General features: G+C 61.6%; 37 protein-coding genes. 13 read left to right on the forward strand and 24 right to left on the reverse strand.

The features are described 5' to 3' along the window. Nucleotides 1-362 precede the first annotated feature (362 nt). From STE01S_RS21060 to STE01S_RS18110, 12 genes are all read left to right on the forward strand, one after another. On the forward strand, nt 363-662 hold the full coding sequence (locus STE01S_RS21060; RefSeq protein WP_409372002.1) for an HAD family hydrolase: 300 nt from the start codon (nt 363-365) through the stop codon (nt 660-662). Nucleotides 663-742: 80 nt separating this feature from the next. Continuing rightward, entirely contained in the window at nt 743-1,012 is a 270-nt protein-coding gene (locus tag STE01S_RS18055) for a hypothetical protein (RefSeq protein ID WP_162928327.1), read from the forward strand. Continuing rightward, nucleotides 1,005-1,472, forward strand: coding sequence for a hypothetical protein (locus tag STE01S_RS18060; protein ID WP_162928328.1), 468 nt, complete (start codon nt 1,005-1,007; stop codon nt 1,470-1,472). Before STE01S_RS18055 ends, STE01S_RS18060 begins: the two co-directional genes overlap by 8 nt. Beyond that, nucleotides 1,472-1,801: a hypothetical protein gene (locus tag STE01S_RS18065; protein ID WP_062770347.1), complete on the forward strand. Its 330-nt coding sequence runs from the start codon at nt 1,472-1,474 to the stop codon at nt 1,799-1,801. The genes STE01S_RS18060 and STE01S_RS18065 overlap by 1 nt, the downstream gene beginning before the upstream one ends. 335 nt (nt 1,802-2,136) lie before the next feature. Further along, complete coding sequence (locus STE01S_RS18075; RefSeq protein WP_062770353.1) at nt 2,137-2,934, forward strand: hypothetical protein; 798 nt, start codon at nt 2,137-2,139, stop codon at nt 2,932-2,934. 13 nt (nt 2,935-2,947) lie between these two features. Further along, on the forward strand, nt 2,948-3,151 hold the full coding sequence (locus tag STE01S_RS18080; protein ID WP_162928329.1) for a hypothetical protein: 204 nt from the start codon (nt 2,948-2,950) through the stop codon (nt 3,149-3,151). After that, on the forward strand, nt 3,148-3,807 hold the full coding sequence (locus STE01S_RS18085; RefSeq protein WP_062770359.1) for a hypothetical protein: 660 nt from the start codon (nt 3,148-3,150) through the stop codon (nt 3,805-3,807). The genes STE01S_RS18080 and STE01S_RS18085 overlap by 4 nt, the downstream gene beginning before the upstream one ends. After that, nucleotides 3,804-4,010: a YheV family putative metal-binding protein gene (locus tag STE01S_RS18090; RefSeq protein WP_062770362.1), complete on the forward strand. Its 207-nt coding sequence runs from the start codon at nt 3,804-3,806 to the stop codon at nt 4,008-4,010. The genes STE01S_RS18085 and STE01S_RS18090 overlap by 4 nt, the downstream gene beginning before the upstream one ends. Nucleotides 4,011-4,012: 2 nt before the next feature. Then, complete coding sequence (locus tag STE01S_RS18095) at nt 4,013-4,231, forward strand: hypothetical protein (RefSeq protein ID WP_062770365.1); 219 nt, start codon at nt 4,013-4,015, stop codon at nt 4,229-4,231. Next, the gene (locus STE01S_RS18100; protein ID WP_062770368.1) at nt 4,231-4,500 is read left to right on the forward strand and encodes a hypothetical protein; all 270 of its coding nucleotides are present in this window, start codon (nt 4,231-4,233) and stop codon (nt 4,498-4,500) included. Before STE01S_RS18095 ends, STE01S_RS18100 begins: the two co-directional genes overlap by 1 nt. Beyond that, nucleotides 4,497-4,757 carry a hypothetical protein gene (locus tag STE01S_RS18105; protein WP_162928330.1) on the forward strand — a complete coding sequence of 87 codons (261 nt, stop codon included), beginning with the start codon at nt 4,497-4,499 and terminating at the stop codon, nt 4,755-4,757. The genes STE01S_RS18100 and STE01S_RS18105 overlap by 4 nt, the downstream gene beginning before the upstream one ends. A gap of 1 nt (nt 4,758) precedes the next feature. Next, on the forward strand, nt 4,759-5,001 hold the full coding sequence (locus STE01S_RS18110; protein ID WP_062770374.1) for a hypothetical protein: 243 nt from the start codon (nt 4,759-4,761) through the stop codon (nt 4,999-5,001). A gap of 88 nt (nt 5,002-5,089) precedes the next feature. On the opposite strand, the gene STE01S_RS18115 is transcribed toward STE01S_RS18110, so the two are convergent. The 7 genes from STE01S_RS18115 to STE01S_RS19865 all read right to left on the reverse strand — a co-directional run bounded on the left by STE01S_RS18115 (nt 5,090) and on the right by STE01S_RS19865 (nt 9,751). Continuing rightward, a complete protein-coding gene (locus tag STE01S_RS18115; RefSeq protein WP_162928331.1) occupies nt 5,090-5,386 on the reverse strand; it encodes a hypothetical protein in 297 nt (98 codons plus the stop codon). After that, on the reverse strand, nt 5,344-5,814 hold the full coding sequence (locus STE01S_RS18120) for a hypothetical protein (RefSeq protein ID WP_062770381.1): 471 nt from the start codon (nt 5,812-5,814) through the stop codon (nt 5,344-5,346). The genes STE01S_RS18115 and STE01S_RS18120 overlap by 43 nt, the downstream gene beginning before the upstream one ends. Beyond that, nucleotides 5,814-6,401, reverse strand: a complete 588-nt coding sequence (locus STE01S_RS18125) for a lysozyme (RefSeq protein ID WP_062770384.1) — start codon at nt 6,399-6,401, stop codon at nt 5,814-5,816. Before STE01S_RS18125 ends, STE01S_RS18120 begins: the two co-directional genes overlap by 1 nt. Then, the gene (locus tag STE01S_RS18130) at nt 6,385-6,708 is read right to left on the reverse strand and encodes a DUF7940 domain-containing protein (RefSeq protein WP_062770386.1); all 324 of its coding nucleotides are present in this window, start codon (nt 6,706-6,708) and stop codon (nt 6,385-6,387) included. Before STE01S_RS18130 ends, STE01S_RS18125 begins: the two co-directional genes overlap by 17 nt. Next, entirely contained in the window at nt 6,705-7,019 is a 315-nt protein-coding gene (locus STE01S_RS18135; RefSeq protein WP_162928332.1) for a hypothetical protein, read from the reverse strand. Before STE01S_RS18135 ends, STE01S_RS18130 begins: the two co-directional genes overlap by 4 nt. A 237-nt stretch (nt 7,020-7,256) precedes the next feature. Next, nucleotides 7,257-9,011 carry a right-handed parallel beta-helix repeat-containing protein gene (locus STE01S_RS18140; protein WP_062770392.1) on the reverse strand — a complete coding sequence of 585 codons (1,755 nt, stop codon included), beginning with the start codon at nt 9,009-9,011 and terminating at the stop codon, nt 7,257-7,259. Continuing rightward, on the reverse strand, nt 9,011-9,751 hold the full coding sequence (locus tag STE01S_RS19865; protein WP_162928333.1) for a tail fiber protein: 741 nt from the start codon (nt 9,749-9,751) through the stop codon (nt 9,011-9,013). Before STE01S_RS19865 ends, STE01S_RS18140 begins: the two co-directional genes overlap by 1 nt. A 118-nt stretch (nt 9,752-9,869) precedes the next feature. Between STE01S_RS19865 and STE01S_RS20535 the strand changes: the two genes are divergently transcribed. Next, nucleotides 9,870-10,460, forward strand: a complete 591-nt coding sequence (locus STE01S_RS20535) for a hypothetical protein (protein ID WP_162928334.1) — start codon at nt 9,870-9,872, stop codon at nt 10,458-10,460. 149 nt (nt 10,461-10,609) lie between these two features. On the opposite strand, the gene STE01S_RS18145 is transcribed toward STE01S_RS20535, so the two are convergent. The 17 genes from STE01S_RS18145 to STE01S_RS18225 form a co-directional block, all read right to left on the reverse strand. Continuing rightward, a complete protein-coding gene (locus STE01S_RS18145) occupies nt 10,610-13,252 on the reverse strand; it encodes a hypothetical protein (RefSeq protein WP_062770395.1) in 2,643 nt (880 codons plus the stop codon). Continuing rightward, on the reverse strand, nt 13,252-14,088 hold the full coding sequence (locus STE01S_RS18150) for a hypothetical protein (protein ID WP_062770398.1): 837 nt from the start codon (nt 14,086-14,088) through the stop codon (nt 13,252-13,254). Before STE01S_RS18150 ends, STE01S_RS18145 begins: the two co-directional genes overlap by 1 nt. Then, nucleotides 14,085-15,062 (reverse strand): tail fiber domain-containing protein, encoded by a 978-nt coding sequence (locus STE01S_RS18155; protein ID WP_062770401.1) that lies wholly within the window; start codon nt 15,060-15,062, stop codon nt 14,085-14,087. Before STE01S_RS18155 ends, STE01S_RS18150 begins: the two co-directional genes overlap by 4 nt. A gap of 80 nt (nt 15,063-15,142) precedes the next feature. Continuing rightward, nucleotides 15,143-15,520: a hypothetical protein gene (locus tag STE01S_RS18160; RefSeq protein ID WP_218017005.1), complete on the reverse strand. Its 378-nt coding sequence runs from the start codon at nt 15,518-15,520 to the stop codon at nt 15,143-15,145. After that, on the reverse strand, nt 15,517-17,442 hold the full coding sequence (locus tag STE01S_RS18165; RefSeq protein ID WP_062770404.1) for a hypothetical protein: 1,926 nt from the start codon (nt 17,440-17,442) through the stop codon (nt 15,517-15,519). The genes STE01S_RS18160 and STE01S_RS18165 overlap by 4 nt, the downstream gene beginning before the upstream one ends. Next, complete coding sequence (locus STE01S_RS18170) at nt 17,443-18,147, reverse strand: phage adaptor protein (protein WP_218017006.1); 705 nt, start codon at nt 18,145-18,147, stop codon at nt 17,443-17,445. Beyond that, nucleotides 18,144-18,881 (reverse strand): hypothetical protein, encoded by a 738-nt coding sequence (locus tag STE01S_RS18175; RefSeq protein ID WP_062770407.1) that lies wholly within the window; start codon nt 18,879-18,881, stop codon nt 18,144-18,146. Before STE01S_RS18175 ends, STE01S_RS18170 begins: the two co-directional genes overlap by 4 nt. A gap of 55 nt (nt 18,882-18,936) precedes the next feature. Beyond that, nucleotides 18,937-19,299 carry a hypothetical protein gene (locus tag STE01S_RS18180; RefSeq protein ID WP_162928335.1) on the reverse strand — a complete coding sequence of 121 codons (363 nt, stop codon included), beginning with the start codon at nt 19,297-19,299 and terminating at the stop codon, nt 18,937-18,939. 11 nt (nt 19,300-19,310) lie between these two features. After that, complete coding sequence (locus tag STE01S_RS18185) at nt 19,311-20,324, reverse strand: phage major capsid protein (RefSeq protein WP_062770413.1); 1,014 nt, start codon at nt 20,322-20,324, stop codon at nt 19,311-19,313. Nucleotides 20,325-20,334: 10 nt separating this feature from the next. Then, nucleotides 20,335-21,489, reverse strand: a complete 1,155-nt coding sequence (locus STE01S_RS18190; protein WP_062770416.1) for a prolipoprotein diacylglyceryl transferase — start codon at nt 21,487-21,489, stop codon at nt 20,335-20,337. Nucleotides 21,490-21,491: 2 nt separating this feature from the next. Beyond that, a complete protein-coding gene (locus STE01S_RS18195) occupies nt 21,492-21,872 on the reverse strand; it encodes an FmdB family zinc ribbon protein (RefSeq protein ID WP_062770419.1) in 381 nt (126 codons plus the stop codon). Continuing rightward, entirely contained in the window at nt 21,872-22,087 is a 216-nt protein-coding gene (locus tag STE01S_RS18200; protein ID WP_062770422.1) for a ribosome modulation factor, read from the reverse strand. Before STE01S_RS18200 ends, STE01S_RS18195 begins: the two co-directional genes overlap by 1 nt. After that, a complete protein-coding gene (locus STE01S_RS18205; RefSeq protein WP_062770425.1) occupies nt 22,084-22,281 on the reverse strand; it encodes a hypothetical protein in 198 nt (65 codons plus the stop codon). Before STE01S_RS18205 ends, STE01S_RS18200 begins: the two co-directional genes overlap by 4 nt. Nucleotides 22,282-22,291: 10 nt before the next feature. Next, nucleotides 22,292-24,709 (reverse strand): hypothetical protein, encoded by a 2,418-nt coding sequence (locus tag STE01S_RS18210; RefSeq protein WP_062770428.1) that lies wholly within the window; start codon nt 24,707-24,709, stop codon nt 22,292-22,294. After that, the gene (gene terL / locus STE01S_RS18215) at nt 24,706-26,169 is read right to left on the reverse strand and encodes a phage terminase large subunit (RefSeq protein WP_062770431.1); all 1,464 of its coding nucleotides are present in this window, start codon (nt 26,167-26,169) and stop codon (nt 24,706-24,708) included. The genes STE01S_RS18210 and terL overlap by 4 nt, the downstream gene beginning before the upstream one ends. Continuing rightward, complete coding sequence (locus STE01S_RS18220; protein ID WP_174531852.1) at nt 26,166-26,654, reverse strand: helix-turn-helix domain-containing protein; 489 nt, start codon at nt 26,652-26,654, stop codon at nt 26,166-26,168. The genes terL and STE01S_RS18220 overlap by 4 nt, the downstream gene beginning before the upstream one ends. Further along, nucleotides 26,617-26,907 carry a hypothetical protein gene (locus STE01S_RS18225; protein ID WP_062770434.1) on the reverse strand — a complete coding sequence of 97 codons (291 nt, stop codon included), beginning with the start codon at nt 26,905-26,907 and terminating at the stop codon, nt 26,617-26,619. The genes STE01S_RS18220 and STE01S_RS18225 overlap by 38 nt, the downstream gene beginning before the upstream one ends. Nucleotides 26,908-26,942: the final 35 nt, after the last annotated feature.

A 26,942-nucleotide genomic window follows, 5' to 3' on the forward strand; every position in this document is an offset into this window, starting at 1 on the left:
TGAAGTGTCGGTTAAGATAGAATCCACCAATCGCGCGGTTTTCGATCCGTCGCGAGGCAAAACCGCCGCCTTTATCGTCAATAGCTTGGCGTCTTGGTGGAAAACAATTCGGGCGGCAATTCCGCGCCAACGGAACGCCGCCCTGGACATGAACGCAACGGAGATGCGCTATGCCTGACGCCACGATACCCCATATTTTTTTGGATTGCGATGGAGTCCTCGCGGACTTCGACGCTGCAGGCGAGACGTTGTGGGGTATGCCACCTCGCTCTTACGAAGCGAAAGTTGGCTCCGCGCAATTCTGGCGCGAACTGGAAACGCAAACCGACTTCTACGGCTCGTTGCCGCTAATGCCCGACGCGATGGCGCTGTATGATGGCGTGGCGCACCTTAACCCAACGATCCTCACCGGATGCCCGCGCGGCAATTGGGCGCAGGGCCAGAAGGTCGCATGGGCAAAGCGCCACTTCCCCGGCGTCCCGGTCATCACTTGCCGCAGCGCTGAAAAGCGCGACCATGCCAAGCCCGGCGACGTGCTGATTGATGACTGGCCGCAATATCGTCATCGCTGGATCGAGATGGGCGGCGTATTCATCAGCCACTTCGATGCGGCTTCGTCACTTGCTGCGCTCTGGGCGCACTATCCGAAGCTGGCAGCATGACCCCCTCACCACAAAGGACACCCCCCATGCCAGTTGATTCAAATACGCGCTCGGATTCTGTGGGGCCCTGGGAAGCCATCTTGGGCGACACCGGCATCATGGACTCGCATATCGGCTATATCAGCATCGATGACGGCCACAGGGAATTGGCCCGCGTCCGTTTGGATCGCGCAGATGCGGTCAGGACGGCTGTCCTCATGGCAGCGGCACCCGAATTGTCCCGCCAGCTTCAATACGCCGTCAAGCTGCTCAGCGCGTTTCCGGCGCTCAGCGGCACGGCACAAGTCAAGTCGATGCGCGATACGCTTGCAAAGGCCACCCCTCCCGCATTGGAGGAACGTCGTGGGTGAGCGGGTGCGCAACTCTGCTGTGGCGCGTTCGTGGCCGGGGAGCCTGCCAACCCTTGATTCCGTAATGATGGAATTGCGCCGGATTGAAGAGCGGCTTTTTCATCATGGTGAAACGTGGAAGGCGGACGCGGAATTTATCCGAAACCTTGCTGAGCATAACGGCAATCCGGCAATCAATCCACGACCGGTAATGACGCCAAAACTGCGCTCATCTTTCATCAAGCAGGCCGAGGCTCACTTAGTGTTTTCTGCCTATTGCGAGAAGGAACGCCAGCGCCTCGCTGAAAAAGCATTCCACCTCGAAAATGGAACTCTCGACGCCGAGAAAGATGCCCAATGGCGCCGTGACAATGAGCGAATTGCCGAACGGGCCGTCGAGATGGAGCAGGACGCGTGCGTGGCGCAGATTGTCTGTGATGAGCCTGATCTGTTCACCCCCACCAACGAAAGGAACATGTAATGGCTACCGAACAAGAGGGGCATACGCCGTGGGGAGTCGAGCAGACCGAAAACATGCTCTGGATAGGCCCGATGCGCCCAGACGGGTGCAAGGTCGATCAAGTCGTTTTCGGTCTGAACTTTGACCGTGATTTGACCGCTTTCGCAAAGCTGAGCCAGCTTTCTCGCGCCCGCCTGATAGCGGCGGCACCTGATCTGCTCAAGGCCGGAGAAAGTGCGCGGCAAGCCCTCTGGAGCGCGCTCGACCACCTCGGTTTCGAGTGCCCCGATGAACACCCCGCGATTGTCGAACTCGACGCCGCCATCGCTCGTGCCACAGGAGAAGCGTGATGGGCGAGTGGTTGCCGATCGAGAGCGCTCCGAGGGATGGCAGCGTTGTCCTGCTCACCAGCATATCGCCGCTGTGGAAATATCCGTTCCCGGCCAAGTGGTCAGCGAAAGAGGATTGGTGGGTGTTCGCGGATGAGCCCCTGAACGACATTTGGGGCGTCAGCGACTTGGTATCGCATTGGATGCCGCTTCCCCCTCCCCCAACAGAAAGGACGTAGCATGATGATGGAGGATAAAGGGGATATGGCGTTGCCTGCGGCCCGCGCCGCCACTGCTTCGCAGCCGAGCCCTTCGGTCTCTGGCATAGCTGGCATCGCTAACGCGGGAGGTGTGGCATGACCACTCTCAGCATCGACCACCGCATCTTCGGGAGCGGCCACGGCTTTCGTTCACCGCGCTGGGACAATCGCTTCTATTGGCTTAATGGCGAACTCTACACGTTTCAGCCAGGCTTCGGTGCGCAGCTTCACAGCGTGCAATGGAGGCACCCCAATGCCGGAGAGCGGCGAAAGATTTGCGGCCAAACCTTCCGCCCGTTCCATAGCGAAAGACGATGGGGGCGGGTCATGGTCGCTTGGGCTTGGGTGGAAATGCCGAAAGACATTGAAAGCGCGAACTTAGCTCTGCGCGAACTCGAAAAGGCGCTCGGCGGCGTATCTGACTACCTACCGCCGGATCAACGCTGGCGTCCCGCGCAAGCGATCGAAGCGGCGGCAGCCGACGAGACGGGAACCGGCTCGGCCGAAGGCGAGAGCGCGGTGGCCGAAGGCCATGCGCCCAACCCCAATCAGGACACCCCCATGAATGATCTAATAGAACGAATAGAGGCGGCGAGCGGGCCGGATCGGGAGTTGGACGAGAAGATCGGCATGGCCGTGGGATTGAAAAACACGATTCGCGTCGGTCATGAGTGCCTCTGCCCTTATTACACTGCATCCATAGACGCCGCTCTGACCTTGGTGCCGGAAGGTCACTTCTGGGCGCTCAACATGGCCGGAGACGAAAGCTTCTTCGATGCCATGTGCCAAGCTGATGGACCAGTGAAATGGACACGCGCCGCCACCCCCGCCCTAGCTCTATGCGCCGCGGCTCTGAAATCCCGCGCCTATCTCAAGGAGACGAACAATGGCTGAGGGAACGCAGGAGATGATCGCGCTGGCCCTTGCCGAATATGACGAGGCGATTTCCCCATGCCCGATCAACAATCCGCAGAATGGCGCCGTATACGCGCCGCACGAAAAATGCAGCCGGTGCGGAGCGCGCGCCGATCAAAACTGCGGTCTTGAAGCAACGGCGAGCTTCCATCTCGTTCGTGCTTTGCGCGCCCACCTCAAGGAGCAATCAGCATGACCAGTGAAGTGACGCAGCCGGCGCGGAACGCGGCGGCGGATTTGCTCCACGAGGTCGGATGCCTACTTGGCGATGATGGCATAGGCCAAGTGGCCGATCTTATCCGCGATGGCGAATATGACGACCATGACGCGACCCTCGCCTTCGCCAAGTTCGAGCGCGAAACCATCGCCCGCCTCACCGCCCAGTCTGGCGAGGGCCGCAGCGGGGCGGGGGAGGATGATGCCGGAATAGCAGAGAAGCTGGCGATGCGTTGGCGACCAATAGGCCGGTTCGCCAGTATGCCTTTGGACGGCACGTGGTTTGTGGCACGCTGCACCGCTCCAGGATATTCGGCGGTGCGCATAGTGCACTACGCCGATAGATGCGACCGCTTGCCTATCGATCATAGCGGGTGGGTCTGGCCCAGCGCCCCGACCGAATGGATGCCGCTTGACGAGTTCACCGCCGCCCTTAATCTGACGCGTTCAACGGCACTGCAAACAGCCTTGGAAGATATTTGCGACCCTATCGCGGCACTACGTAGATATGCGGATGAGCGAGGTAGGCGGCTTGACGGAGCAGTTGCGTTCCAACTGGCCAATGATCCGAATCACATCAAAGGCATTGCCCGCGCCGCGCTCCGCGCCACCGACGATGCGGGAGGGGCTAAATGACCTATCCGAAGATCAAGCCATGCCCGAAGTGCGGCCAGTCGGACACGATGGAGGTCTATAAATACGAGAACGGCTGGCAGCACGTCGAGTGCGAAATGGACTGCGGCTATATGGGGCCGGGAAGCGGATCGATTTTGGGGGCTATCCGCAACCATAACGAGCATGTCCTGTCCGTCGCTCAAGCAGATGCGGGAGGGGCGTGACGATGTTCGAGATATTTATTTACGTCTACTTCGGGTTGATCCTCGCAGCCCTTTTCGCGCAAGGCCGTTGGGGGGCGTATTTCCGGGAGAACGATCTCGTCGGCCCTGTGCCTGTCGCCGTGCTATGGCCGATTGGCTTATTGCTTGCGGCCATCGCCGCTCCCTTTGCGGCAGCATACTTTCTTGGCACCCTATCCCAGCACAAGCGCGGAGGGGCGTGATGGGCGCGAACTGCAAACATTGTCGCGGCGGCTTCTTTGACGGGCGCTTTGGCCAGGACGTGGAATGCGTCAATGGCGTGCTTATCGATATCGACGAGGCGCACGAAGGAGGGCCGGACGGCACTATCTATCCTGTCGCGCCATGCCACCCCATGTGGGCGCGGCAGATGGCTGACCCGGACGCTGAAACTTGGAAAAACGACAGCATCGAACGCCTCGGCGCGTGGAGAAGTGCCGCCAAGGCTCCCGACACAGGAGAGGGTGAATGAGCGAACAACGCATAAGGATTGAGAATGTCCTGCGGGATTATGCGAAAATGAACCCGGGAACCCCTTGGCGCAGCAAATGTGAGAAAGAAGCAGCCGACGAAATCCAATCCCTACGGCAGCGCGTGGAGAGGCTGGAGGAACTGCTTGGTACGGCAGTCGATGACCACGACAGCCACATGGGCAAGTCTAACGTCCCGGCGCATTGGACGAACCAAGCCCGCGCAGCCCTATCACCCAAGGTGCAGGAAGGAGAGTGACATGCTCGGCACGTTTTCAGGAATCAGAATTGTTGAGAGCGACTTTCTAGTCATCGGCCCGTTCGAGGATTGGAGCGGCGTTCACTCTCATGGCCGAGCCGCGCGGCGACGGAAACGCGGCTTCAAGCAGAATATCCGCTACTACACCAAACCCGATCCCAATTTCCGCCAGATGCCAGACGGATCGATCGTATGCCATCCTGAGATGGCGCGCATCCTACGCGAGAAACTGGCCAGCCAATGAACCCCCTCATCAAACGCGGTAGGGTTATGGCTTGGGGAATGGGCCTCGTTATGGTCGTCGGGGTGTTTGTTTGGGTTATGGGGTGGGCTTAGTCCGGCGCGTCCTTGCACCCCGACGTCGCGGCCTTCAGCGCATCGGCATAGTTCATGCGCTCACCGGCCTGCGCTTCGACGGCACGGGCCTTTGCACCTGGCGCCAGAGCGTCCCACGTCTCGTCAGGAACCCGCTCCAGCAGCGATTGCGGCTCGGAAGGACGGCCCACGACGCAGCCCACCGGCGTTGCCACGGGAACGGGCTTGAGGACGACGCGCGGCTCCGGCGTCTGTCCCGCGCAGCCCGCGATCAAAAGCCCCGCAAGCGCAAGGAATCCAATACGGCTTCGCATTCTCGTAGCTCCTCTTCGGCGGATAGGCGTTCGGTGCGGGTTTCGGCGGCGCGGGCGCGCTGGATCCAAGCGTCACGCTGGCGCTTGGTTTCCTCGAACAGTTTGCGGTTCGCCGCAGCGCGCTCGGCCGCCTCGATCCCTTCCTGTTCCAGTTTCGTGATGCTGCTCGATTGCAGATCGACCACGGCCAAGGCGTCGTCGCGCTCTTTCCTGAGCGCCTTGCGGTCGCCGTCGATCTTGTGCACCGTATCGGGCAGCTTATCGAAGGACGGCTTGGGCTCGCCAATATCGACCACGGCGAGGACGACGGCTTCGAGCTTGGCCTTGTAGCCGCCGCGAAGGCTGTCCACGCGCATCCCCCATGCGGTGAGCGCGGCGATGGTCAGGAGCGTGGCGATGCCGATCGCGGACTTGAGGTAGGCGAGCATCAGTTGAGCCCCGTCAGGCAAAGCTGCGTTTCAGCGGCTCGGCGGCGGGTCAGGCCCTTTATGGTGCAGAGATACGAGCCGCCTGGCTTCCGCACGCACCGCTCGCCATTTGCGACCAGTTGACGCGCGCGAGTGGCCGAGACGGTCGCCTTGTTCCATGCTCCGAATGCTTGGCAGGCGGCCTTGAAATTCCCCGCGAGGAACAGCCGCCGCGCCGAACTGGATTGATAGGCGCCATTGCCGACATTGTAGGCGAAGCTGCTTGCCGCGGCGAGCTGATACGGCCTGTTCGCGATTGTGGGCGTCGATGCGGCAACCGGACGGGCGAAACCTTCAACCGCCTTCGCAAGCATCGCATTGCACTCGGCATCGGTATAGCGGCGCATTTGGACGCGCGTCTCGCCGAAGCACACGGTCTGGACGTGCGCCAGATCGAAATAGGGGTCGTTCGACTTGCCCTCCCACTTGGCAATGAACGGGGTGGCGATCAGCACAGCCGCAGCGATGGCGCCGCCCATGACACCCCTTGCGCCCGGCCCCGACTTCGGCGCCTCCATCGGCTGAATCTTGTCAGGCTGCTTCGCCATTTTTCGCCTCCATCTTCGGCTGCTTCACAAGCCGCGCGATCATCGACAGGGCGAACAGGAGCGCGCCCACGCCGGACAGGAATTGAGTCGGGATGATGTCATGGACCGCGGGCGGCATCATATTCCACACAGCAAGCAGGCTCACCGGATCGATGGCGAACCATGCGAGGATCGTCAGGCCGAGCGCATTGAGGCGCACTGACCATGCCCGCCACATGCTTTTCCAGTTCGGGATCAGTTTCATTATCATCACTCCGGTATGCTCATGGGCTGGTATCGCGCCGCGCACTTTTTCGAGCGGTTTCATTCCAGATATCCCCCTTTGATGGCGCCAAAGACTGCCGCGACAATCGCAGCTACCCATGCGGCAACCGGAGATTTGAGAATGCTCGCGAAGACCCCCTTCGCGCCGTCGTTGCGGTTCTTTTCGGCTTCCAGCGCCTCGATCCGGCGCGTCAGCTTCTCAATGTCGTCGGTGGTGGCGCTCTTGAAGCCTCGCTCTACCAGCCCGTCGAGTTTCTGCTCCATGTTCGACTGACGATGAATCATTTCGCGAAGTTGCCCGCTAATTTCCCCGACCTTTACGGCTAGTGTGTGCATATCGGTTTGCTGGGTCATCGCCGCAGCTCCCGCCAGATGATGACCACCATGATCGCGACGACCAGCGGCGCCGCGATCAGGAAGATGGTGTCGGCGTGGGTCATTCCGGTGGCACCCCCACGACAACAGAAAGAGAAAGAAAGTCCGCGATGTGCTTAGCTGTATCAGCGTGTTCGTTTGTCATGCCGGTGTCACCGTCGCCAAGCGATAAGACGGACCATGGCGGCGTTGCCGGGGTCGGTAGGGTTCGTCATTTCAGTACCCGGGATCATAGCCGGTGCGCGCGGCAACGAATCTAAGGGGGGCGAGGCCGATGCGGACGCTGTTCGTGGACGAGGCCCGCGTCATGATGATGTCGCCATCGGTCTGCACTTGACACAGCGCCGCGACCCTTGCCCCCGTTCCCACATCATAGCCGGGAAGTTCGAAAATCTCCTCTACTTGCGGGCGCATTCCGGCAGGGAGGGTTGCAATCTGGACCGCGTTCTGCGCCGACGATGGCCCGTCAGCATACCCGCTGAACCTTACCTCATCATCGATGATCTGGGCATACATCGATGCCGCGCAGGTCCAGCTGTTTTGCAGGGCCGTAGAGGACGAGCCACCGAGTGCCTGTGCATTATTCCGGACCCGCCGCGTCCCTACGCCTCCGTCGTTCACGGTGAGAAGGTCGTTTACATCCAGCGTATTGGAAGAGTAGGCGGGATAGACGGTGAAGCCACCCCCGCCCCGATCTCCGCGGAAGTTTTGGACCGCAGCAAGGTAAGTGTGCTTCACGCCGCTATCGGCAATCATCATGTCTTCGTCCGTGGTCTTGCCCCACGTGTTGGTGCCGACCTTGACGCCCTCTATCGTTCGCCCGCCGCTTGTCTTCATCACAATGCTGTGTTCCAGCGCCCCGCCGCCGAAGTTGTTGCCAGCGATCTCGATATCCCGGAGCGAGTAGGTCAGCGCCTCAAGGATGATGTGCGCCTCGTCGGGGTGTCCATTGGTGCCGATTTGCTCAATCTGGTTGTTAAGGATGATCACGCGGCTGCCCCCGATGATATGGATCGCGCCGTTGGTCGAGGTGATGACGTTATCGCGGATAAGCGTGTTGAACGCCCCAGCGACGACGTTGACCTTGATGCCGGTGCGCAGACCGCCGATGTTGTTTCCGATAAGTCGGCAAGCATCCGCGCAGCCGTCCAACAGGACGCCGTTGACAATATCCATGCCTTGGAAGGTGTGCATTTGCGAGGTCATCCCAGCGATCCGCAGCGCGGCTTCCGCTTGATCGTCCCGACCGGCAATGCGACCACCGATGAAGCTATAGTTAAGCTGCGCCGCGTCAACCCCGGACTGGCTCTCAACGTTCAGGGTGGACTTTGCCGTATAGCCCAGCGCCACTTCTGCCCGGAAATTGGTGAACAGCATGGAATTGCTGCTGCCTTCAAGCGTCTCTCCCGGAGCGATACGAACGTCCACAAGATTGATGGCGGGGTTGGTCCCCACTCCTAGAATTGTGGCCCCATTCTCCCCTCTGATGTTGATGTGGCGCGTGATAGAGAGGCCATCGGAAAAGATGACCCCGCCGGGAAGCAGTAGCGTAGAGCCAAGCGGAGCCTCGTCTACGGCAGCTTGTAGCTTCGCAATATCGGACGAGGTGGAAAGTCCACTAACGCCCCAGTCCCTTGCCGAGACTGTTTGCTCGAACAGGGTCTTGGCGGTCGCCGAGACAGTGCTGGGTTCGCTGCGCTTGACGCCAACCATCTCCCCGCCAGAGGAAGAGGCGAGCACCGCCTGAGACACCCCAAGCGCATCGATCGCCTGCGATACCCGCTGCGGCGTCATCGCCTTATCGCTGACTACGCCCGCCTCTGCCTCGGCCTGCGATGCGACAGGAAATCCAGACGACACGAGCTGCGCCGGCGTGGCTTTCTTGACCCCGCTGCCATCGTCGATGATGATTGCGGAACTGGTATTGACCGACCCGGCAGCAGGAAGGTCGCGCGGGAGAATCTGTGCCATTAGCTGTTGCTCGCTTTGATGATCTTGGTCAGGATGATTGTCGGCTGCACGTTGGGGTGTGCTTGCCCGCCACCAGTGGATGCAGCCGTCCCGGAAAGTGTGTGCGCGTGATCCCCAGCAGAACTGGTGGTGGAAGTGGTCGATGAACTGAGCGATTCCCCCGCGCCAGAGGCGCCGCTAATCCCGTTAGCCCTTTGATAAGTATGAGTGTGAGCGCCTGCGCTATTAGTGCTTCCCGACAGGTTGTGAGTATGCGCAGGCATTTGGGCTTCGGTCAGCGTCATATCCTGCGCGCCTCCGCTAGCTCCAAGCGTCTGGCTGTTCGGAGTCGATAGCCGACCCGCATAACCGCCCTGATCGACATCGCGTCCGGCAACGACACGCCCGCGCAAATCGGGCAGATTGAACGTCGAGGCATCGGGCGCGCCATATGTGGTTCCAATGACCGCGAACAAGGCAGCGTAAGTGGTCCGGCTCAATGCCTGCCCTGCGCAAATCAGCCATCCAGTCGGCGCGGACGATCCCGCGTAATCCATTACCGCACCAATGGGAGCGCCAGTCGATGCCGAAAGCTGCGATACCGTCGCGGCGTCGGTTGGCTGCGTTCCCGGTGCCAGATTGGTGACACGGAACCCGCCCATGTTGAGATTTGTCCGCATCCCGCCTTGGCCATCGCGTGACAGGCTGCCCGAAATTGCCTGCGCGATGTCCTGGAGCGGCGGATTGTGCTGCGACGGCACGATATCCTCGCCGACCGAGACGAGAGAGCCGCTGGGGAGACTGTACGATCCGTCTGAGGCCCTAGGAATTGTCCTTACTCCGCTTGTGCCGCGAGGCATCAGGTGTTAACGTCGCCACATGCCGTTCAAGAACCCCGATCCAATCTACAACGTGTGGCAAGGAATAAAGCGCAGATGCTTGAATCCGCGAGCAAAACAGTTTGATGACTATGGAGGTCGCGGCATCGAGATATGCGAGCGCTGGCTTCATAGTTTTGCAAACTTCAAAGCCGATATGGGTCCGCGGCCACCCGGACATTCGATTGATCGCATTGATAACGACAAGGGCTACTTTCCCGACAATTGCCGTTGGGCGACGCGATGTGAGCAGCAGCGCAATCGTCGACAGACGAGAATCGCGGTGATAGGCGGGGTCAGCTACATCGCCTCCGAACTTTCCGAGCGCTCGGGCCTGAAAACAGACACCATCATGAGCAGGGCGGCGTTGGGGCTTTCTCTCGATGAGGTGATTTCTCCGAAACGGCGAGCGACAGGGCGGGGTTGGACGAAAGGCGTCATTGCCAGTCGTGCCAAGCAGCTTGCAAAGACCCATTGCGCTCACGGCCATGAATGGACGCCAGAGAATACAAGGATTACGCCAGAGGGCTGGCGTAATTGCCGGACCTGCCACCGCGAAAAGATGAGAAAGCGCACTGCCGCAGGACTTTGATGCGCGAGGCATTGGCTAAGCCTCCTTTTTCGTGTAGGTGGGGGCGATGACGACAGGCGAAACGATTTTCATCGTCACCTTCTGCAAGGGCATCGTGCTGTATTGGCTCGACAAGCGGAAGGAACGGAAGCAGCAGCGCAAAGCCATGGCTACGGCCCTCCCAACTGCGACACGGCCGCAGGTGCTGCTAGAAGACCTGCGATCCGGTCCCTCGCGATAATTTCCTCACCGATAGCGCGCACGGTCGGGTTGCGATCGGCCAGCAGAGCGCGCGTGATGACCGCTCGGCTCGTCCGGCTCGCATAGGGGCCGGCAAGCAGCGCCGTTGCCGCTGCACCAAGCATGGCGCCGCTCCCCGCTCCTTCGAGGCCTTGACCTTCGTCAGCGTTGGCATAACCAGCACCGCCGCTGAGCAGGAGCGGGATGGTCAGACGCCCAGCCGTGCCGCTATCAGGGACGCGCGAGGGCAAGACTTCCTGCCCCGCCCGCGACAATTCATAAAGCGGCTGCTGGGTCGTTCCTGCCGTGTTTCCGAAGCGGCGCGCATTGGCGGTCGATGCGTCGATAAGCTGCGACGGCATAAACATGCCGGGCTCGTTTGACCGCGCGCCATTGCGAGCGCGGACAACAGCATCGCGCAGAACCTCGATGTTGCGGTTCGCCTCGTTTGCAGAACGATAGGCGGGTAGAGCGTCCGGTTGCTGGCGCTGCAACAGCCCTTCGAGCGCATTTTCAGCCTGCCCGGTAACGTCGCCGAAATCATAGCCATAGGGCTGATTGGCGACTGCCCGCGCATCTTGGCGAAGTCCGCGGATCGACTGCTGGAAATCGCGGCCGCTGAGATTGCCCTGATTGTCGAAAGCCTGCCCCACGCGCGTCGGAAGCGTATATTCGAGCCCCGATCGCATCGGATCGGGAAGCTCGCGACCCGCCGCGATCGCCGCCGTCATGTCGTTGATGAACGGAGCATCAGCGGACACGTTCACTGGATCGAGTGCATCGCGATAGGCTTGTCTGCGCGCCTGCCGAGCGAGATCGATGCCAGCCTCACCCGTCACGCCCTTCGTCGTCGCGCCGATCGGAGCAAGCGCCTCGTCGAACGCGGCCCGATTGAAGTCAGATAGGCCCTCCCCGCGCATCGCTCGAATACGATCGCCGACGAGAGGAAGGCCTGCGAGACGATCCTCGACGGCCTGCGTGGTCCCGCCAAGCAATTGGCCGACAGTAAGGCGAACATTGGAATCGGCAAGGCGGCGACGAGCGCTATCGGTAACGCCAGCAACGGCGCGACCAGTAGCACGAGCGGTGCCGCGACCAGCAGCGCCGCCAGCAAGCCCGAAAAGCCCGCCCCATGCACCGCCAGCGATGCGAGACTGGTTGGGATCGTCCGCCGAGCCAGCGCCATAGCCGGTGCCGAGCAGCAAATCTCCTGCCCGCGCGCGACCCACGGCGCCCAAGCCTGCCCGGCCCAGCGCCGCCTCTGCGCCGACCCCGCTCAGCACCCCGCCGCCGATCTGTCCCGCGAGATAGGAGCCGGGATTGCGCTCCTGTACGCCGGTCATCACCGCGCGCGCCATGTCAGGGTTCGCCGAAAGATTATCCAGCGTGCCAAATGAAAGAATGTCGCCAGCCCCGATCAAAGCGGAACCGGGGGAGAAGCCGCCGGGTGCTTCCCACAACGCCGCATCACCGATCGCCTTCATCACCCCGTTCGCTGGCTCCCAGATACGTTCAAGGTCGACAGGGATTTGCTTGCCGGGATTCTTCTTCGCCCAAGCGACAGCATCCTCGACGCCAACCGCCTTGTCACCCAAACCGGGGCGCACGCTGTTGAGATAAGCGCGCACTTCCTCGGCTGAATTTCCGCGCTGGAACATCGCCGCAACCGTCGCATTGACGCCGGCAAGAGCGGGATCTTCGACAGCCTTTCCCTCCGACGAAAGGACAGCATCGCCACCCCCGAGCGGCGGCTCTCCCATCGGTGTCGCGGGAGGGTTATTCCCGCCGCCGCCAGAAGGCGCCTGCCCTCCGCCAATCGCGGGTGGTTTGGCGCCAGCAACGTTTAGGCCGTATTTCTGCGCTACGTCGGGCTGGTCCGGATTCTCGCCAGCCATGAGCGCCATCGAGCGGCGATAATGCTCTTCGATGCGCGCAAGGTTCTTGCGCAGTTTATCCTCGCTCTGACGTTGGTCCAGAGATGCGACGGCTGAACTAAGCAGCTTCAATTCATTTTCAGTGACAGACCCCAACGCGCCGCCAGTTTTTGACTCTTCGCGCATCTGCGTCAGGCGGTCGAAAGAAAGATTCGCCCTGATCGTGTCAAGCGAACCACCAAGATCGGTGTTCTGCTGCCCGATGATCGGGACATGGCCGAATGCATTGGAGCCGAGAAGATTTCCCGTGCTCGACCAGTCGATGTTACCCCGCGCATCATCGATCGCGGACAGGACATTATCGCCCTGCAAGGTGCGGCGGGCCTGTCGGACTTCCGGGGTTACGGGCGGCGCGGTGTTGGCGTTGTCCATCGCCGCTGCCGCTGCCTGCTGCTCTTTCAGCGCCGCCTCAGCCGCTGCGGCCCTTGCTTCGGCCGCGGCAACACGATCTGCGTAAGGGGCCTGAGCGCTCTTGATCTGGGCGTCGGCTTCGGCACCGCGAGCGTCGGCGCCTTCCTTCATCTGCGTCGTCGCGCTCTTCGGAATGATCCGCCCACCCTGAGCGCCGCCGACGCGTACCCAAGGCTGGCCGGGACCGCTGTGCTGATAGGTCACGCCATTATATTCGCGCGTCTCCATTATCGACCTCCCAGCGTCAGGCCATTGCGCTGCATGAACGCGCGCGCCTCTTTCTCACCGCCAAGGGCTTCCGAGATGACCTTGAAACCCGCTTGGTCGATCATGTTCGGCGCCTGCGGTGCGGCTGACGCGGGCGGCGGGTCATCGAAGAAGTCGGGCGGAAGCGTGTCGGGTGTCCCACCGCCGCCCAGCGCCCCCGCGATGCCGGAACGCGGGCCGACATAGGTTCCTTGTCCGCCGAGGTCGGGAATGATCGCCAGCGGGTCGTTCAGCGTCGTGATGCGGTCCTGCGCTGCCTTGCGGGCATATGCGGGCTGCGTCGGATCGTTGGCGATGTTCGATAGCTGCACGATCTCCGGCTGTTCGCGGTTCGCCCATTCAAGTTGCTTCATCGCAACCTTCTGCTGGTTCTCAAGCTGCATCTGCGCGATCGCCTTGACGCTATCGCTCGCATAAGGGTCGCTTAGGATGCCGTAGAGGTTGCCCGCCGACGCGGGAGGATTCGCACCGGCGGGCGCCGAGCCGGAAGGGGTGCCGCTCGGATTCAAGAGGGACTGCGCGATCTGCGCGCTATAGTCCGTATTGCTCTGCGCCGCCTTGTCGGCCTTGCGTTCGCGAAGCGCACCGATGACATTCTCGGACACGCGCGCGAGGCCCTGCCACGGCGATGCGACGGGCGAATAATCGACCTGCGTCATCTGCGCAGCCAATTGGCGTTCGCGCGCGATATCTTCCGGCGTCAGTCGGCGACCGCCCTGACCCCATGTGAAGGGCTGCTGCTGAGGCTGTGCAAGCTGCGCCGCGATGATCGCGCCGGGAGGAAGCGCGCCGATCATAGAACCGCCTCCGCATAGCGCACGGCCTTGAAGCCGTTATGGCCCTCGACGACCGCTTCGGGATGCAGCTTTTCGACTTCATCGGCCATGAGGCCCAGATGCGTGGCGCCGCCCGCCTTGTAGCGATAGGAATAGACCGGCAGGCCATTGTCGAGCGTGCCGACGCGCTTGATCTCGGTCTTGAGGCGCCGGTCGGACATGATCGCGGCGCTTCCGAGCGAACCGGCGAGACCGAACAGGCCGCCCATGCCCGACTGATAGGCGGCGAGCTTGTTCTGGTAATTCTGCTGCACGAGGCCCGAATAATCGACGCCTCCGACGCTGGTTTGCGGGGTCGCGCTCGACATGCTCGCCGGGTTCGATACCTGGCTGCCAGAAAGTAGCGCCGTGATTTCGTTGATCGGCTGGTTGCGGGTCGCGAGGGCCTCGGAAAAGGCCTGTTGGCGTCCGGTCAGCGCCAGTTGGTTGAGCTGGTCGCTGTTCGCATTGGTGAGACGCTGCATTTCAGCATCCCAGCCGGCGCTTCCGGGGCGGAGGCCGGCGTTGATGAGCCGGGTGCGCAGCAAAGCATCATTGCGGTCCTGCTGCTGGAGAATGCGCGGGCTCGCCAAGTCCCACGCCCATTTTTCCGCGTCCTGATTATTGAACTCGAACGGCGTGTTCAGATAGTCTTGCAGTTTGGCGGACTGCTCCGACGCGAGATTGGCGATGTTCGTCTCGGCCTGCTGCGATGCGTCGAAAATCGCCTGCTGTTCGGGCGTGAATGTCGTGGTCTGGGTGTAGCGCGGGACCGTGTAGTTCTTGCCATCCGCGCCCATGAACGAGGTCGAACCGTTGGGCGAATAGGTGACACTCCCCCACGGGTTGACCTGATCGGTCATGTTGAGAAGCTGCTGCGTGACCGCGGTATTCTGATTATACTGCGATTGCGCCTGCGCCGTGGCTACGGGATCGGGGGCTTGAGGGCTTTTCACTCGCGGACCTACTCGGGACGTGCGCGAAGTAGGTCCAGCCGCACCAGATACCGGGACTATGCCAGAATCCCTTTATTCGGTCAATAGCGCCATTCCTTGGCAATTATCCCGATCAGCGTAGCATCCAGCCCCTCGCCATATTGGTCCCGCAACACGCCTTCGACCTTGCCGCCGAGCCGGATCGCATAGTCGACAACTTTGGGATGGGGCGTCGTAACGGTCATGCGCGAACAGCCGAGTTGGCCGAAAACATAGCGCCCGACCTCGCGGATAAAGCCGCGCGTCCATCCTTCCCCTGCGATCGTCACATGGACGGATTTACCCTCCCAGCAATGGAAGATGACGCCGGCCACAAGCGCGCCGTCTTTTTCGAGGCCCATCGTCGTGTAGGGCGGCGTAATAGGAAAGCCGAGGCGTTCGGAAACGAAGCGGGCAACGCCCTCCCCATCGACGATCACCCGGCGATCTCCGTCACTTCATATGTGACCTCTGCCGAAATGATTTCGTCGTCCAATGGCTGGTCCGCTGCGCTTGTTACCTGATAGGCGAGCGAGCCAGTGTAGCCGCTGCCGCCGATAGATTGCCATCCATCATTCAGGAAGCGCGGGAGGCTTTCGACCCATTGCGACTGCCCCCAGATGCCCGATCCCCACGTCGATCCTGCGATGATCGGCGTTGCGCTCGGTGCAGCGGGAAGAGTCTCGCTGTAATCGCCTTGCCATGACACGCGCACCGAAACCTGAGCCGAAGCCCGCGTGATATAGCGCCCGATCCGCGGAACCTTGCGCGAACCAGGCGCGCCGAAGTCGTCGAACAGTGGCACGACTGCGCCGGTATAGGGCAAGCCATCATCGGCGCCGGTTTCATTGGCGAGGAAAACGCCGCCTTCGGTCGATCCGAAGAACAGACGCCCCTCGAAAACCTCCATGCAGCGCACATCCCATCCAGTGAAGCGCGCCCATGCTCCGGTTTCGGTATTCGAGATAAACAGCACCGGAGGAAGGCCAGAAAGACCAGTCGGCGGCGCAAAGGCTGCGATTTTCTGTTCCGGCCACACCTCGCCGTGCCATTGCTCAAGCCCGCGCTGATCGACGGCGTTGCTCCATGCATCGGCGATCGGATAGGAGATACTCGCGACATTGAGCGCAGTCAGGTCAAGCTCGATCGCCTTCGACAGCGGGACAAGACCGATCGACGTTGCAATCGCGATATCGCCAGCGCCGCGGATGAATGCATTTTTCCCCAAGGGCTTTCCGACACGGTAGACGCCGACTTGCGACCATGTAGCCGTGTCGTCGGGCGACAGACCTTGGAAGATGACGACCTCGCCCTCCGATGACACGAAGGCATTTTGTTCGGATAGGCCGCCATCTCCTCCCGAAGAAAGAGACCAGCGCTGGCCAAACAGAAGCGAGCCACCGATTGCAAATATCCCGGCCATGGGGAATTTCGTCGCGTCCCCGCCCACGCTGTCAACGTCGAGATACCAAGCATCCATCGTGTCTTTCTGCACGAAATAGAGGCGATTCTTGTAGGTCCAGACGAAAGACATGTCGGCGGACGTGATGCCCGCGTCAAAAGCTATGCCAGGCAGATAGTCGCTTTCTGCGCCGTTCGCGGTCGCTTCCCCGCCATCGCCATCGGTCAGCGTCTCATCGTCCTGAAACGGGCCTCCGGTGACTTCGTAGATATAGAGCACGCCCTCGCCGCCGCCCAAGTCCTCGATCGCCCAGATGGTCCCGGTCGCCCCGGATGTGCCGCCCGTGACCGTATCGCCGACCGTAAACGGCGCGACCTCTGCGTCATAGGAAAGAACCTGAATCCCGCCCTCGACATAGGGATAGAAAACCGCGCCATCGTAGATGAATCCGGTATCGCTGCCATTCACCCCGATCAGGAAAATCCCCCCCGAAGAGGCGAATTGCACGACCGACCAATCGCCGCTGGTGAATGCGCCCATAACGCTCAGGAATTGCGTGGACGACCATCCGAAAACATCGCCGTTTTCGTCGGCAAGAGCGTCCCCTCCTTCTGTCGCCAGTTCAGCATCGGTCGCAAATTCAACATCGGTGATGTCGTAAATCGTCGTGTCGGTGGCGCCGAACAATTTGCGGTTCGGGCCGGAATTATAGGAGAACAGCGCCTTTGCGTCCTCGGTCCCGTTGCCGAGCGTGCAATGCCGGCGCTTGCCGCGGCGAAGCATGACGCTCGTCGCGCGCGGAATGAAATTGTCGAGGATGGCCGCGCCTTGCGTTGCCTTTCCATCCTGCCCATGCGGGACGGCAAGCGCACGGTTGCTGATCCAGCCAGCCATCGGCGCCGGGATCTTCCTGATCTGCGATTTGCGCTGCGTCGGGCGCTGCAGGGTGCGGCCATACATTTATGCCGGTCCCAACTGCCAAGGCCATGCCAGATATGTCCCGCGCATGGGCGACCGGCGCCCGCTTCGATAGATGCGCGAGCCCTTGTCCTTCGCGGCCGATTCCGAAAGGGACAGCATGAAAGCCTCCTGATCGCCGCTAAAGTCCATCTTCTTCATCTCGCGCCAGCGCCAGACGAGGCCAAGCGTCAAGAGACGCTCATTGAGCTTGAACGTGTCCGTGTCGGCGTCGAATTCCGCCTTGGGTTCGAGCGTGTCCCCCGAAACGGCATATTGGTTCGAGATATAGGGATAGGTTGCGGTCGTCCCATCGGACGGGGCGGGAGAGAAGTGAATCTGGTCCTGATAGATGATCCAGCATCCGGGGAAGCCGGTGAAGCCGCGATCGCGCCAATAAGTGAAATCGTTGATGTCGGTGACGCGGCAATACCCCCAAAGCCAACTGTTCGTGTCCTGGATGTCGGCATGGAGCAACTGGCGCGAATAATCGGGCGGAAGCGAGAATTCGGTCGTCGTGCCATCGCCATTGATCTGCGCCAGTTTCGTCAGGCCCTGCCAATCCGCAAAATCGACGATATCGTTCGCCACCTCGTTGACGAGGTCGCAAAGTTCGATATGCATCTGCTCCGACGAACCGAAGAACACCGAGGGGCGTTCACCGATCAGCCGGATCGCAGCGGATTGCAGGGCCGTCAGGATGGTCACGCCGCTTCAAGCTCCGCTACCATGCGTTCTAGCGTGTCGCGCTTCGGATTGCCCGCGGGGCGCGAACCGGTGAGTGTTTTGATGCGCTCTTTCAGGTCGTCATCGCTCAGCGCCGCATAGGATTCATTCGCCGCCTGTTCCGCCTGCGCGATCTCGGCGGGGGTTGCTTCTTCGGCGGGCGGCGTCGATGCGCCGGCGGCTTTGAGCGCGGCGATCTCGGCCCGCAGCGCAGCGATCTCGTCGAGCGCCGCCGCGTTGCTGTTCTGGCTCGAAAGGAAGGCGCGCGCTGCCTCCCGCAGCTTGTTCGCGTGCATGCCCAGCGACTTTACCGCTTCGGGGCTCTGCATCTTGTCGAGCGCCTCGATCGAATAGACCTTCACGGCGCGGCAGAGCGAAAGCTGCTCCGGCGTCACGCCATATTGGCGCAGCATTTCAAGCGGCGTCCCCATCGCCTCTTGCGGGTTGCCTTCCTTGAAGGCGCGATACTGGTCCGCCCAGCGCTCGGCATAGGTGATGACGCGGTTGCCGTTCTTCGGGTCGCGCTGCCACATCGCGTGCGCGGGAAATACCGGCGAATAATTCTTCGACCCGGCGAAACGGACCTCGACCATCTCCTTGACCTCCATGACCGGGAAACCGGCCTTTTCGGACTTCGGGACATTCTCGATCTCGATCACCTTGAAAACCGGCGTGACGGTAATCTCGCGGTCGTCGATGATAGCCATGCGTGTCATTAATTTTTCCTCCTCGAAATAGACGAAGGGGCGAGTTTCCCCGCCCCCTCGATCATCAGGGTGCCGTGCCCTTGGCAGCCCAGAACCGGTCGCCGGCGACGATCGTGCCGCTGTAGAAGCCGGTGTGCGGAGCGTAGAAGCCGCCCGAACCAGCCGCAGCGGTGATGTCGTCGGGGCCGTTGACCGTGAGCGCTACCTGCGTTCCAGGTGACGATGCAACGGTGATCGAGCCCGACGCCTCGACGAAGATATACTCGCGGCCATTGTCGCCGAAAGCGGTGTCGCCGACCTGCGGGCTGCCGATCTGGCCAGCGCCAGCCGCACCGCGGCCAGCGCCTTCATACCAGACCTGATCCTTCTTCACGACCTGGTGAAGATTGGGGCCGAGGCTGGGATTCATGCGGAAAGGGGAAGTCATTGCCCTGCTCCTTATTCGTTGGTGAGGATGCGATACGAGAACAGCGGGTTCTCAAGGACGAGCTGCCCCGACCAGACGATGCCCTGCGCGATCGCGTCCTGGTTGATCGGCCGCATCCCGTTTCCGGGATGGAACGGCACGAACGACTGACCGGGGAATTCGTAGAGCGAAAGCCCCTCGGTATCGACGCCGATCACGGTGTCTGCAGGCATGACGTTGCCGATGCCGCCCGCCGCCACGATATCGACCGGACCAGCCGGCGTCATATAGGTCAGGCCAGCGAAGCCGAGACGCGCAAGACGCTCCGAAGCGAGGCGCTGGTGCGCCACGAACGAAGCCGAGATCGGCGCATAGGCGTTGGCGTCGGCGATCAGGAAGTCGGCATAGCGGCCGTTACGCGAGCGGGCGAGCGAGATATATTCGATGATCGGCCGCGCGGTCGTGCTGTCCCACGTGGTGTAGGGCGACACATCGCCGTTGGTGATATCGAAGGTGCTCGTGCGCCAGTTGGCAACGCTGCCACGATCGACGCCGCCATAGATGCCGGTGTTCGGCGTGATGGGGATTGCGCCGCCGAGGCCGATCATCTGACGGCCACCAGCGCCGGTGCCGTCACCGACCATGGAGGTTTCGAATTCCTCCTTCACCGACTTTTCCGCAGCGTCCATATAGAACGCCATCAGGTCGACGACTTCCTCCTCGCCGCTCGTATAGAGCAGTTCGGTGCCGTTCAGCGAGAACATGCCGACGACGCGCGACCAGTTGAACACCGCCGAGTTGAGAAGCTCTTTCGGGGTGATCTCGATCTTGTCGTAGCCGGTGAACCACTGCGCTTGCAGCTTGTCGAATTCGACCGGGATGCGAAGCTCGGGGCCGCCGGCGCGCTTGACCTTGATGCGGCCCTGATCGCGCAGGATGCGGGTGAGCGGGGTTGCGTTGTAAACGATGTCCTGGATCACCTTGGACCGGCGAGCCGTGGCAGCAGTCAAAAGCTGCCCATAATTGCGATCGGGATTGATCGACATGACGAAGCTCCTAGGCTTTCATGCGCCTCAATTCCTTGCGGATCGAATCTTCGATACTCTCGCCGCCAGCGGCTACCGAATCGACATCTTCCGCCACGGAACCGGGCGATGACTTGATGGATTTGGTGGAGCCGCCGAAGTCTGCGTCAGCGCGGCGATCAGGGGCAGGCTCGGAAGGGATCGCCGGGCTGACATTCGAGGGCGGATTGATCCGCGCAGCCATGTCGTAAGCCACCGCGAGCCGATCGGACGGGCTCAGGCCTGCCGGAACCTTACCAGACTGGAGAAAAAACGCAATATCTTCCTCCAATTCCCGATATCTGGGATTTTTCGCGGCGAAAGGCTCGATAATCTCGCGCGCCGCAGCTTCCGCCTTCATGCGTTCGATCTCGGCGCGCAGGCTCTCGACCTCGCTGTCGCCGCGGGCCTGCATTTCCTGCTGCTGGCTCCGCTGCATGATCTGCTGATAGCCCTGCGGTCCCTGCTGCGAGAGGAATTGCGCGACTTCCATGATGTTGATCGGCTGCCCGTCAGCCTTACGCGGACCGACTTCGGCCAGGATAGCATTGAGCGCCGCGATCGGATTCTGCTGCATCGTGTTTTCGATGTGATTCAGCTTCAACAGGCTCTCGCGAAGGTCGCGGCCATTGCTTTTCGCCAGCTCGTCGAATTCGCGCAGGTCGTCGTAGCGCTTGTATGCCTCGGTCGCCTTTTCGGCCTCCGACAGCACGCGATTGACTTCGGCCTTCACCTCGTTCGGCGTGTTGCGCCAAAGCTCCTTCGCGCGGGGGAGGAAATTGGCAGGCGCGTCGGGATGGCGCGACTTGCCTTCCTTCTGCTCGCCATCCTTGGCGGCGGCGTCGTCCGGTTCCGCTGCGACTTCGGCGTCGTCCTTCGCCTCGGTCTTGGCTTCCGGCTTCTCCTCGGTCTTGGCCGGCTCCTTTTCCGCCTTGGCGTCGTCCTTGGGCGCCGGGTCCGCTTTCGGTTCGTCCTTGGCTTCCGCCTCAGGCTTTTCCTCGACCTTGGGCGCGTCCATCTCTTTCAGCGCCGCGTCGATGTCGTCGCGCGCCGAAGGGATCGGCGCCGGCTCAGAAATCTTCGGAGCGCCTGCGCCTGCCGCGCTCGGCCCGGGATCGGTGTCAATAGTCGTCGAAAGCGTGTCCATGTTCAGTCCTCCAGAAAAACGGGTTGGGGGACGTTCCCATTCCGCACGTCCGCCATGGCAGCGCGAATGTCATCCCGGCGCTGTTTCTGGTCGTAATCGTAGGTCTTACTCGGCAGTTCTTCGTTGTGGCCAAGCTCGAAATATCGCTCGCCCTTCTTGTTGCCTTCCGGCGTCAGGCTGTGGCGATAGGAGGCGAGACTGTCGTGCAGCCTGCCGTCAGCCCCCATGCGCGGGGCGATGCAGTCAGAAACCACCATCGGAGCGGAAACCAGCCGCCAAGCGCCCGCGCCGCACGCGCAAGTCTGGGCATCGCCAAACTGCGCCAACGGCACGAAGCGCTCGAAACGGTGGCCCCCATCGCAGGCGAAGTCGTAGAGCGGCATCAGAAGCCAGTCTCCGCGTTCCAGCCATCGAGCCAGTGGTCGCGCAAGCTGCCCTTTCGGTGCGGGCTTTCGCGATCGCTGATGCCCGACATGCGTGCCTTGCGGCCCTGCTCATAAGCGGATTGCTCCGCCGCCGAGCGTTCAGGCGTCTTGTGCTCGCGCGGCGCTGCCTTCTTGGCCGGCTTTTTCGCCGGTGCCTTCTTGCGCGCGGTCATGCCTGCAACGCCGTCACGATGTTCGCCGCGGTGCTGCTGCCGGTAAGGGCTGCGATCTCGGTCTTGCTCGCGATCGCGTCGGCAATGTCGGCATCGGTCGGGATCGCAGCGGAAACCGCCGTGATCTGCGCAACCAGTTCGGATGCCAGTTCGGGCGTCATGCCCAGTTCGATCAGTCGTCGTGCGTCAGCCATTGTAGTGCTCCTATGGTGTGGGAAGGTGCTCGATGATGACGGGGGTCGCACCTTCGGTAAGCGTCACGGCAATGCCGCCCGTCTCGACTTCGGTAAGGACAGGCGCGCCTTCCTCGGCGTCGTCCATCTCGCCTGCGTCGTCGTCCATGCCTTCGAGTTCGGCATCGGCGCGCTCATTGTCGATTTGCTGCTGCTGCGCGCCCATGCTCTGGTCCGCGGCGCGGAATTCGATCTCTTTGAGGCTCTTGAATTCGTCGAGCGCCTGATTGTTGATCGCGACCCCGGCGTCGGATAGCGCCTTGATCGTGTCCGCGCGCAGCTTGTCGATCTCGGCCTGCGCCTTTTCGGCAGCGACGGCGTTGTTCTCCGCCTGCTGGCGTAGCTTTTCGAGTTCCATGTCGGCCTTGCGCTGCGATTCCGCGGCCTTGACCTGCATCTCCATGATCTTGCGCTGCGATTCCGCTTCCTTCGCGGCAGAATCGGCCTGCACCTTCTCCATCGCGGCCTGCGCCTTCATCTGCTCGGCCTCGGCGAGCTTGTTCTGCGCGGCGATCAGCTCTTGACTATCACCCTGTCCCTGCGCGGCCGCGGCTGCCATCTGCGGCGCCTGGTCGATGAATTCCTCGATCGCCCCGTCGAGATCGCGGCCCGCACGATATGGTGCGAGCACGAACTTCATCATGGCGCCGGCGAGCTTTGCGCCGCTTTCGCCCATGCTGGCGAGCCCCATCAGCGATTGCGATGCCGCCGAGAATTGCGACAGGAATTCGTTACGCGACTGCTTTTCCTGCAATTCATCGGTCAGGATCGTGCTGCTGCTCTCGATCTCGAAGATGAAATTGCGCGCGCGGTCATCGCGAAGCAGCGCGACGACATCTTCGATCGGCACCTGGTTCTGCGCCTCTTGCAGCATCGGGCCGTATTTCGCGAGAATCTGCTGCTGAGCCTGCTGCACGGCCTGCTGAGCCTGCTGCGGGTCCATCTGGGCGGCGTTCTCGCGCACCTTGTCCGCCATCGCCTTGATCTCGGCTTCGGCGGCTTTCTCGACCTCCTTGATGCGCTTTTCGATGCTCGCCTTGGTCGGAATTTCCATCTGCGACATGTCGAGCATTTGCTGCTGCGGGAATTTCTCGGCGATGATCTCCGCCGCGATCGCCACAGCATCGGCGGCCACGCGCTGCAATTCAGTGCTTTTCTCGCGAACCCGGACAGAGCCATATTGCGACTTGAGCTGCTGGGCGCCGAGCGTCTCGTCAGCATCGGTTGCGCCGCGCATGATGTCGGAGATGCCGGACAGTTCGTAGAAGTTCTGGATCAGTGTTGCGCGCGCTTCGATAAGCCCCTGAATGGCCTGCGCCAGTTCGTTGAGCGGGAGCCATTGCACGAAACCGGTGGCGTCCTGCATCATCGCTGCCTGCGGGACGGGTACCAACATGCTATCGTCCACGTCCGAGCGAATGAGTTGCTCGACCGCATCGCCAACGTCACCGCCGGCGGGGATCAGGCCCTTCATGCGAACCTTGTCGAGCAGCGAGTAGATGCGCCGCGTCAGTTCGCTGATCTTGCTGAAATGGACGGAGTAGCGCTCCCAATCGGGAACGGGAATCAGGCTGCGGCGGCGGAGCGTAGCATAGGCCGGGCGCGGGCACGGGAAGAAGCCGTTAAGCTTGAGGTGCGGCTCCCCGCTGTCGAGGTAAACATCAACGCCTTCCGTGACCCAGAATACCTTACCCTCGGCTTTGTGCCAGACCTCCCAGACCTTGGCCTTGGGCGTGTTCGCGCGCGATTCCGCCTCATAATCTTCGCGGTCGCGCCGCTTGGTGAAGCTCGCGCCCTGATATGCATCGCCGCTGGCCTTGCTGAAACGCTTGCGCATCTCGCGCTTCGTCATCCACGATGCCGCCGCTACCCATCCAACCTCGCACCATTTGCGCGCGGGCTCGTGAAGAAAATCGAGCCGGTCCTTGTGCTCGACGCAAATCTCGTGGCCTTCGTCCTCGACCTCATGCCGGACCCACAGTGCGCCGCGGCCCGCGAAAAGCAGGTCGTCGCGGGTGTGCGTCATGATGTCGTTGATGTTGGTGCGCTTGAACACCGAAATGGCGCATCGTTCGAGCAGTTCGGCCGTCGTCGTGTTGACCGGCTTTCCGTCCTTGAACAGCGGCGAGACGACGGGCTGCGGCGGTCGGGCATAGATCGCCGGTTTCATCACCTCGAACGACGACCAGAACAGGTCAAGCTCGCTGTCGCGCCAGTCATAGCCATCGACGAACGAGCGCAGCGTGTCGCCTTCGAGGCTGTAAATCTCATCGATGACCTGGCACGTCGTCTGCCACTCGCGAAACGTGTCCTCAGCCTTGCGAATGGCCGTCAGGATCGCTTTCGACGACTTTGTTTCGCCCTCGAAGGTTTCGTCTTCGTCGGTCATCGTTTCATCCTGAGCGGGGGAGCGATAACGCCGTCAGCAACCACGCGCGGGGCGGCGGCGGGAATCTTGCGTTCCTCTTTCGGACGGTCGCCCATCATCATGCGATCGAGCAGTTGGCCGACGAGGCCGAGCGCATCGACCTGATCGTCATGCACCCCGACCGGAAAGCTCATCATCTCGTTCTTGAGATCCGTGAACCACGGCGCGTTGCGGGGATAGCGCAGACCTTGGAGCGCCATGCGGCCGCGGATCGACTGCGCACGAATGGCCTTGTCGCCGCGCGTCGGGAATTGCTCGCGCGCGGTGTAGCTTCCCGTCTCGACCATCTGCTTGATGAGGAACGGGCCGACGCCGCTCTTGATTTGTCCGGTTTCCTCTGCCCAGCCGATCGGATGCCATTTGCGCACCAACGCGCAGAAACTGTCGACCCAGACATTCGACGCCGCCTGTTCGCGCCACAGGTCGAGCAGATAGAGCTTGCCCTCGCTGTCCACACCGACGACGACATGAACGGTGTAATCGCCGCCGTTCGCGGTCACGGCATAGTCAGACGCGCCATAGACGGCGAGCTGGTCGCGCGGCGGGATATGATCGACCGGGATAAGCCAGTCGGACTTGAAATAATCGCCCGTCTCAGGGGCGGGACGCTGCTGGTAGAGAGCCGACCAATCCCGCGGTGGAAGCGCGCGCTTGATGCGTTCCAGCGCCTCGACAGGGTATTGCTCAGGCCACAGCGCATTGCCGTCGTCGTCGATCGCCGGGAGATTGAGGATGGTCCAATTTTCGTGGCCATGATCGCTTTGCAGCCATCCCGACAGGTCATCTTCGTGCCAACGGGTTTGAATGATGACGATGCGCCCGCCAGGCATGAGGCGAGTGTAGGCCGTCGATGTGTACCAATCCTTGGTTTTCTTGCGGATCACCTCAGATTCGGCATCTTCGCGGTTCTTCACCGGGTCATCGATCAGCAGCAGGTGGGCGCCGCGCCCCGTCAGCGGCCCACCTACGCCGACCGCATAAAACGCCCCCCGCTGCTTCGTCGTGTGCTCATAGCCCCCGCTCGCGCCCTCGATATGGAAACGCTTGGCGCTTTTGCTGTCATCGGCCAGCCCAACGCCGGGGAATATCGCCTGAAAGCTTTCGTCCTCGATCTGGTTCTTGACCTTGCGCCCGAAGTCGTCCGCCAGTTCCTGCGCATAGGTCGCGGTGACGACGTAGTGGTCAGGGTTGCGTCCCATATACCACGCCGGAAAAAACTCGCTCGCCAGCATTGATTTGCCGTGGCGGGGCGGCATGGTGATCATCAGCCGAGTGATCTCGCCGCGCTCGACCATTTCGAGGTGACGAGCGATCAGACGATGGTGCGGCGCGTCCTGATAGCTCGGCCACTGATAGGCGGCATAGGAGATCAGGCGCGAGAAGGCGTAATCCTCGGCGGTGAGGGCATGGGCGGCGGTCAAGTATCGGCCCTCGTCGCTGCTGCCACCGCGGCGTCACGCTGCTCCTTGGTGGTCGTCTCGATTCCGCCGCTATGCTCAACCTCGCGCTTGTCTCGCCAATCGTCGCTGCGGCGGTTCTTGAGCCAGTTGAGGGCCGCGCTGGCGTCAGGCGGCACATGCTCGCGGGTATCTGCGCGGACGATCTGCCCTTGGAACTGGAAAACCTTCTCGCTCTCGAAGGTGTAACCGACCGCCCGCTGGTAAAGGCTGCGCTCGACGCGGTCGTCGCAGGCAGCCTTTCCTACCTTGGCCGCCTCGCAAAATTCCGAATGCTGATTACGCCAGCGGTATATCGTCGACACGTTGACCTCGAAAAAATCGGCCAATTCGATGTCGGTCGCACCGAGCTCGCACAGCTTGCGAGCCTGATCGGCGAACTTCGGATCATAGTCGGAGGGGCGGCCAACCTCAGCCATAGCGAGGCACCAATCCGCTGAGGTGGTCATCCGCATCTCGCTTGAGGAAGCGCACTGGCGCGGTTGCCAAGGCGATGCTTTCAAGGATCAGCGGAGGCAATTGGGGAGCCGCTAGAAGCAGCGCGTCCACCTTGACGCCCCAGTAGGCACTCACCAGCGCGTGATAGTACAGTAGCTGGCCTATCCCGCCAGCGAACGCCGTGAGCGACAGGCCAGTGCCCATCGTTTCGACGACCATATCGCAGAATTCTTCCGAATAGGTGCTTGGACGGCCCGCAGTCATGGGCAGGCCAGTTACAGCATAAAATCATGCTTGGG

The sequence above is a fragment of the Sphingopyxis terrae subsp. terrae NBRC 15098 genome (assembly GCF_001598815.1).
Lineage (GTDB): Bacteria > Pseudomonadota > Alphaproteobacteria > Sphingomonadales > Sphingomonadaceae > Sphingopyxis > Sphingopyxis terrae.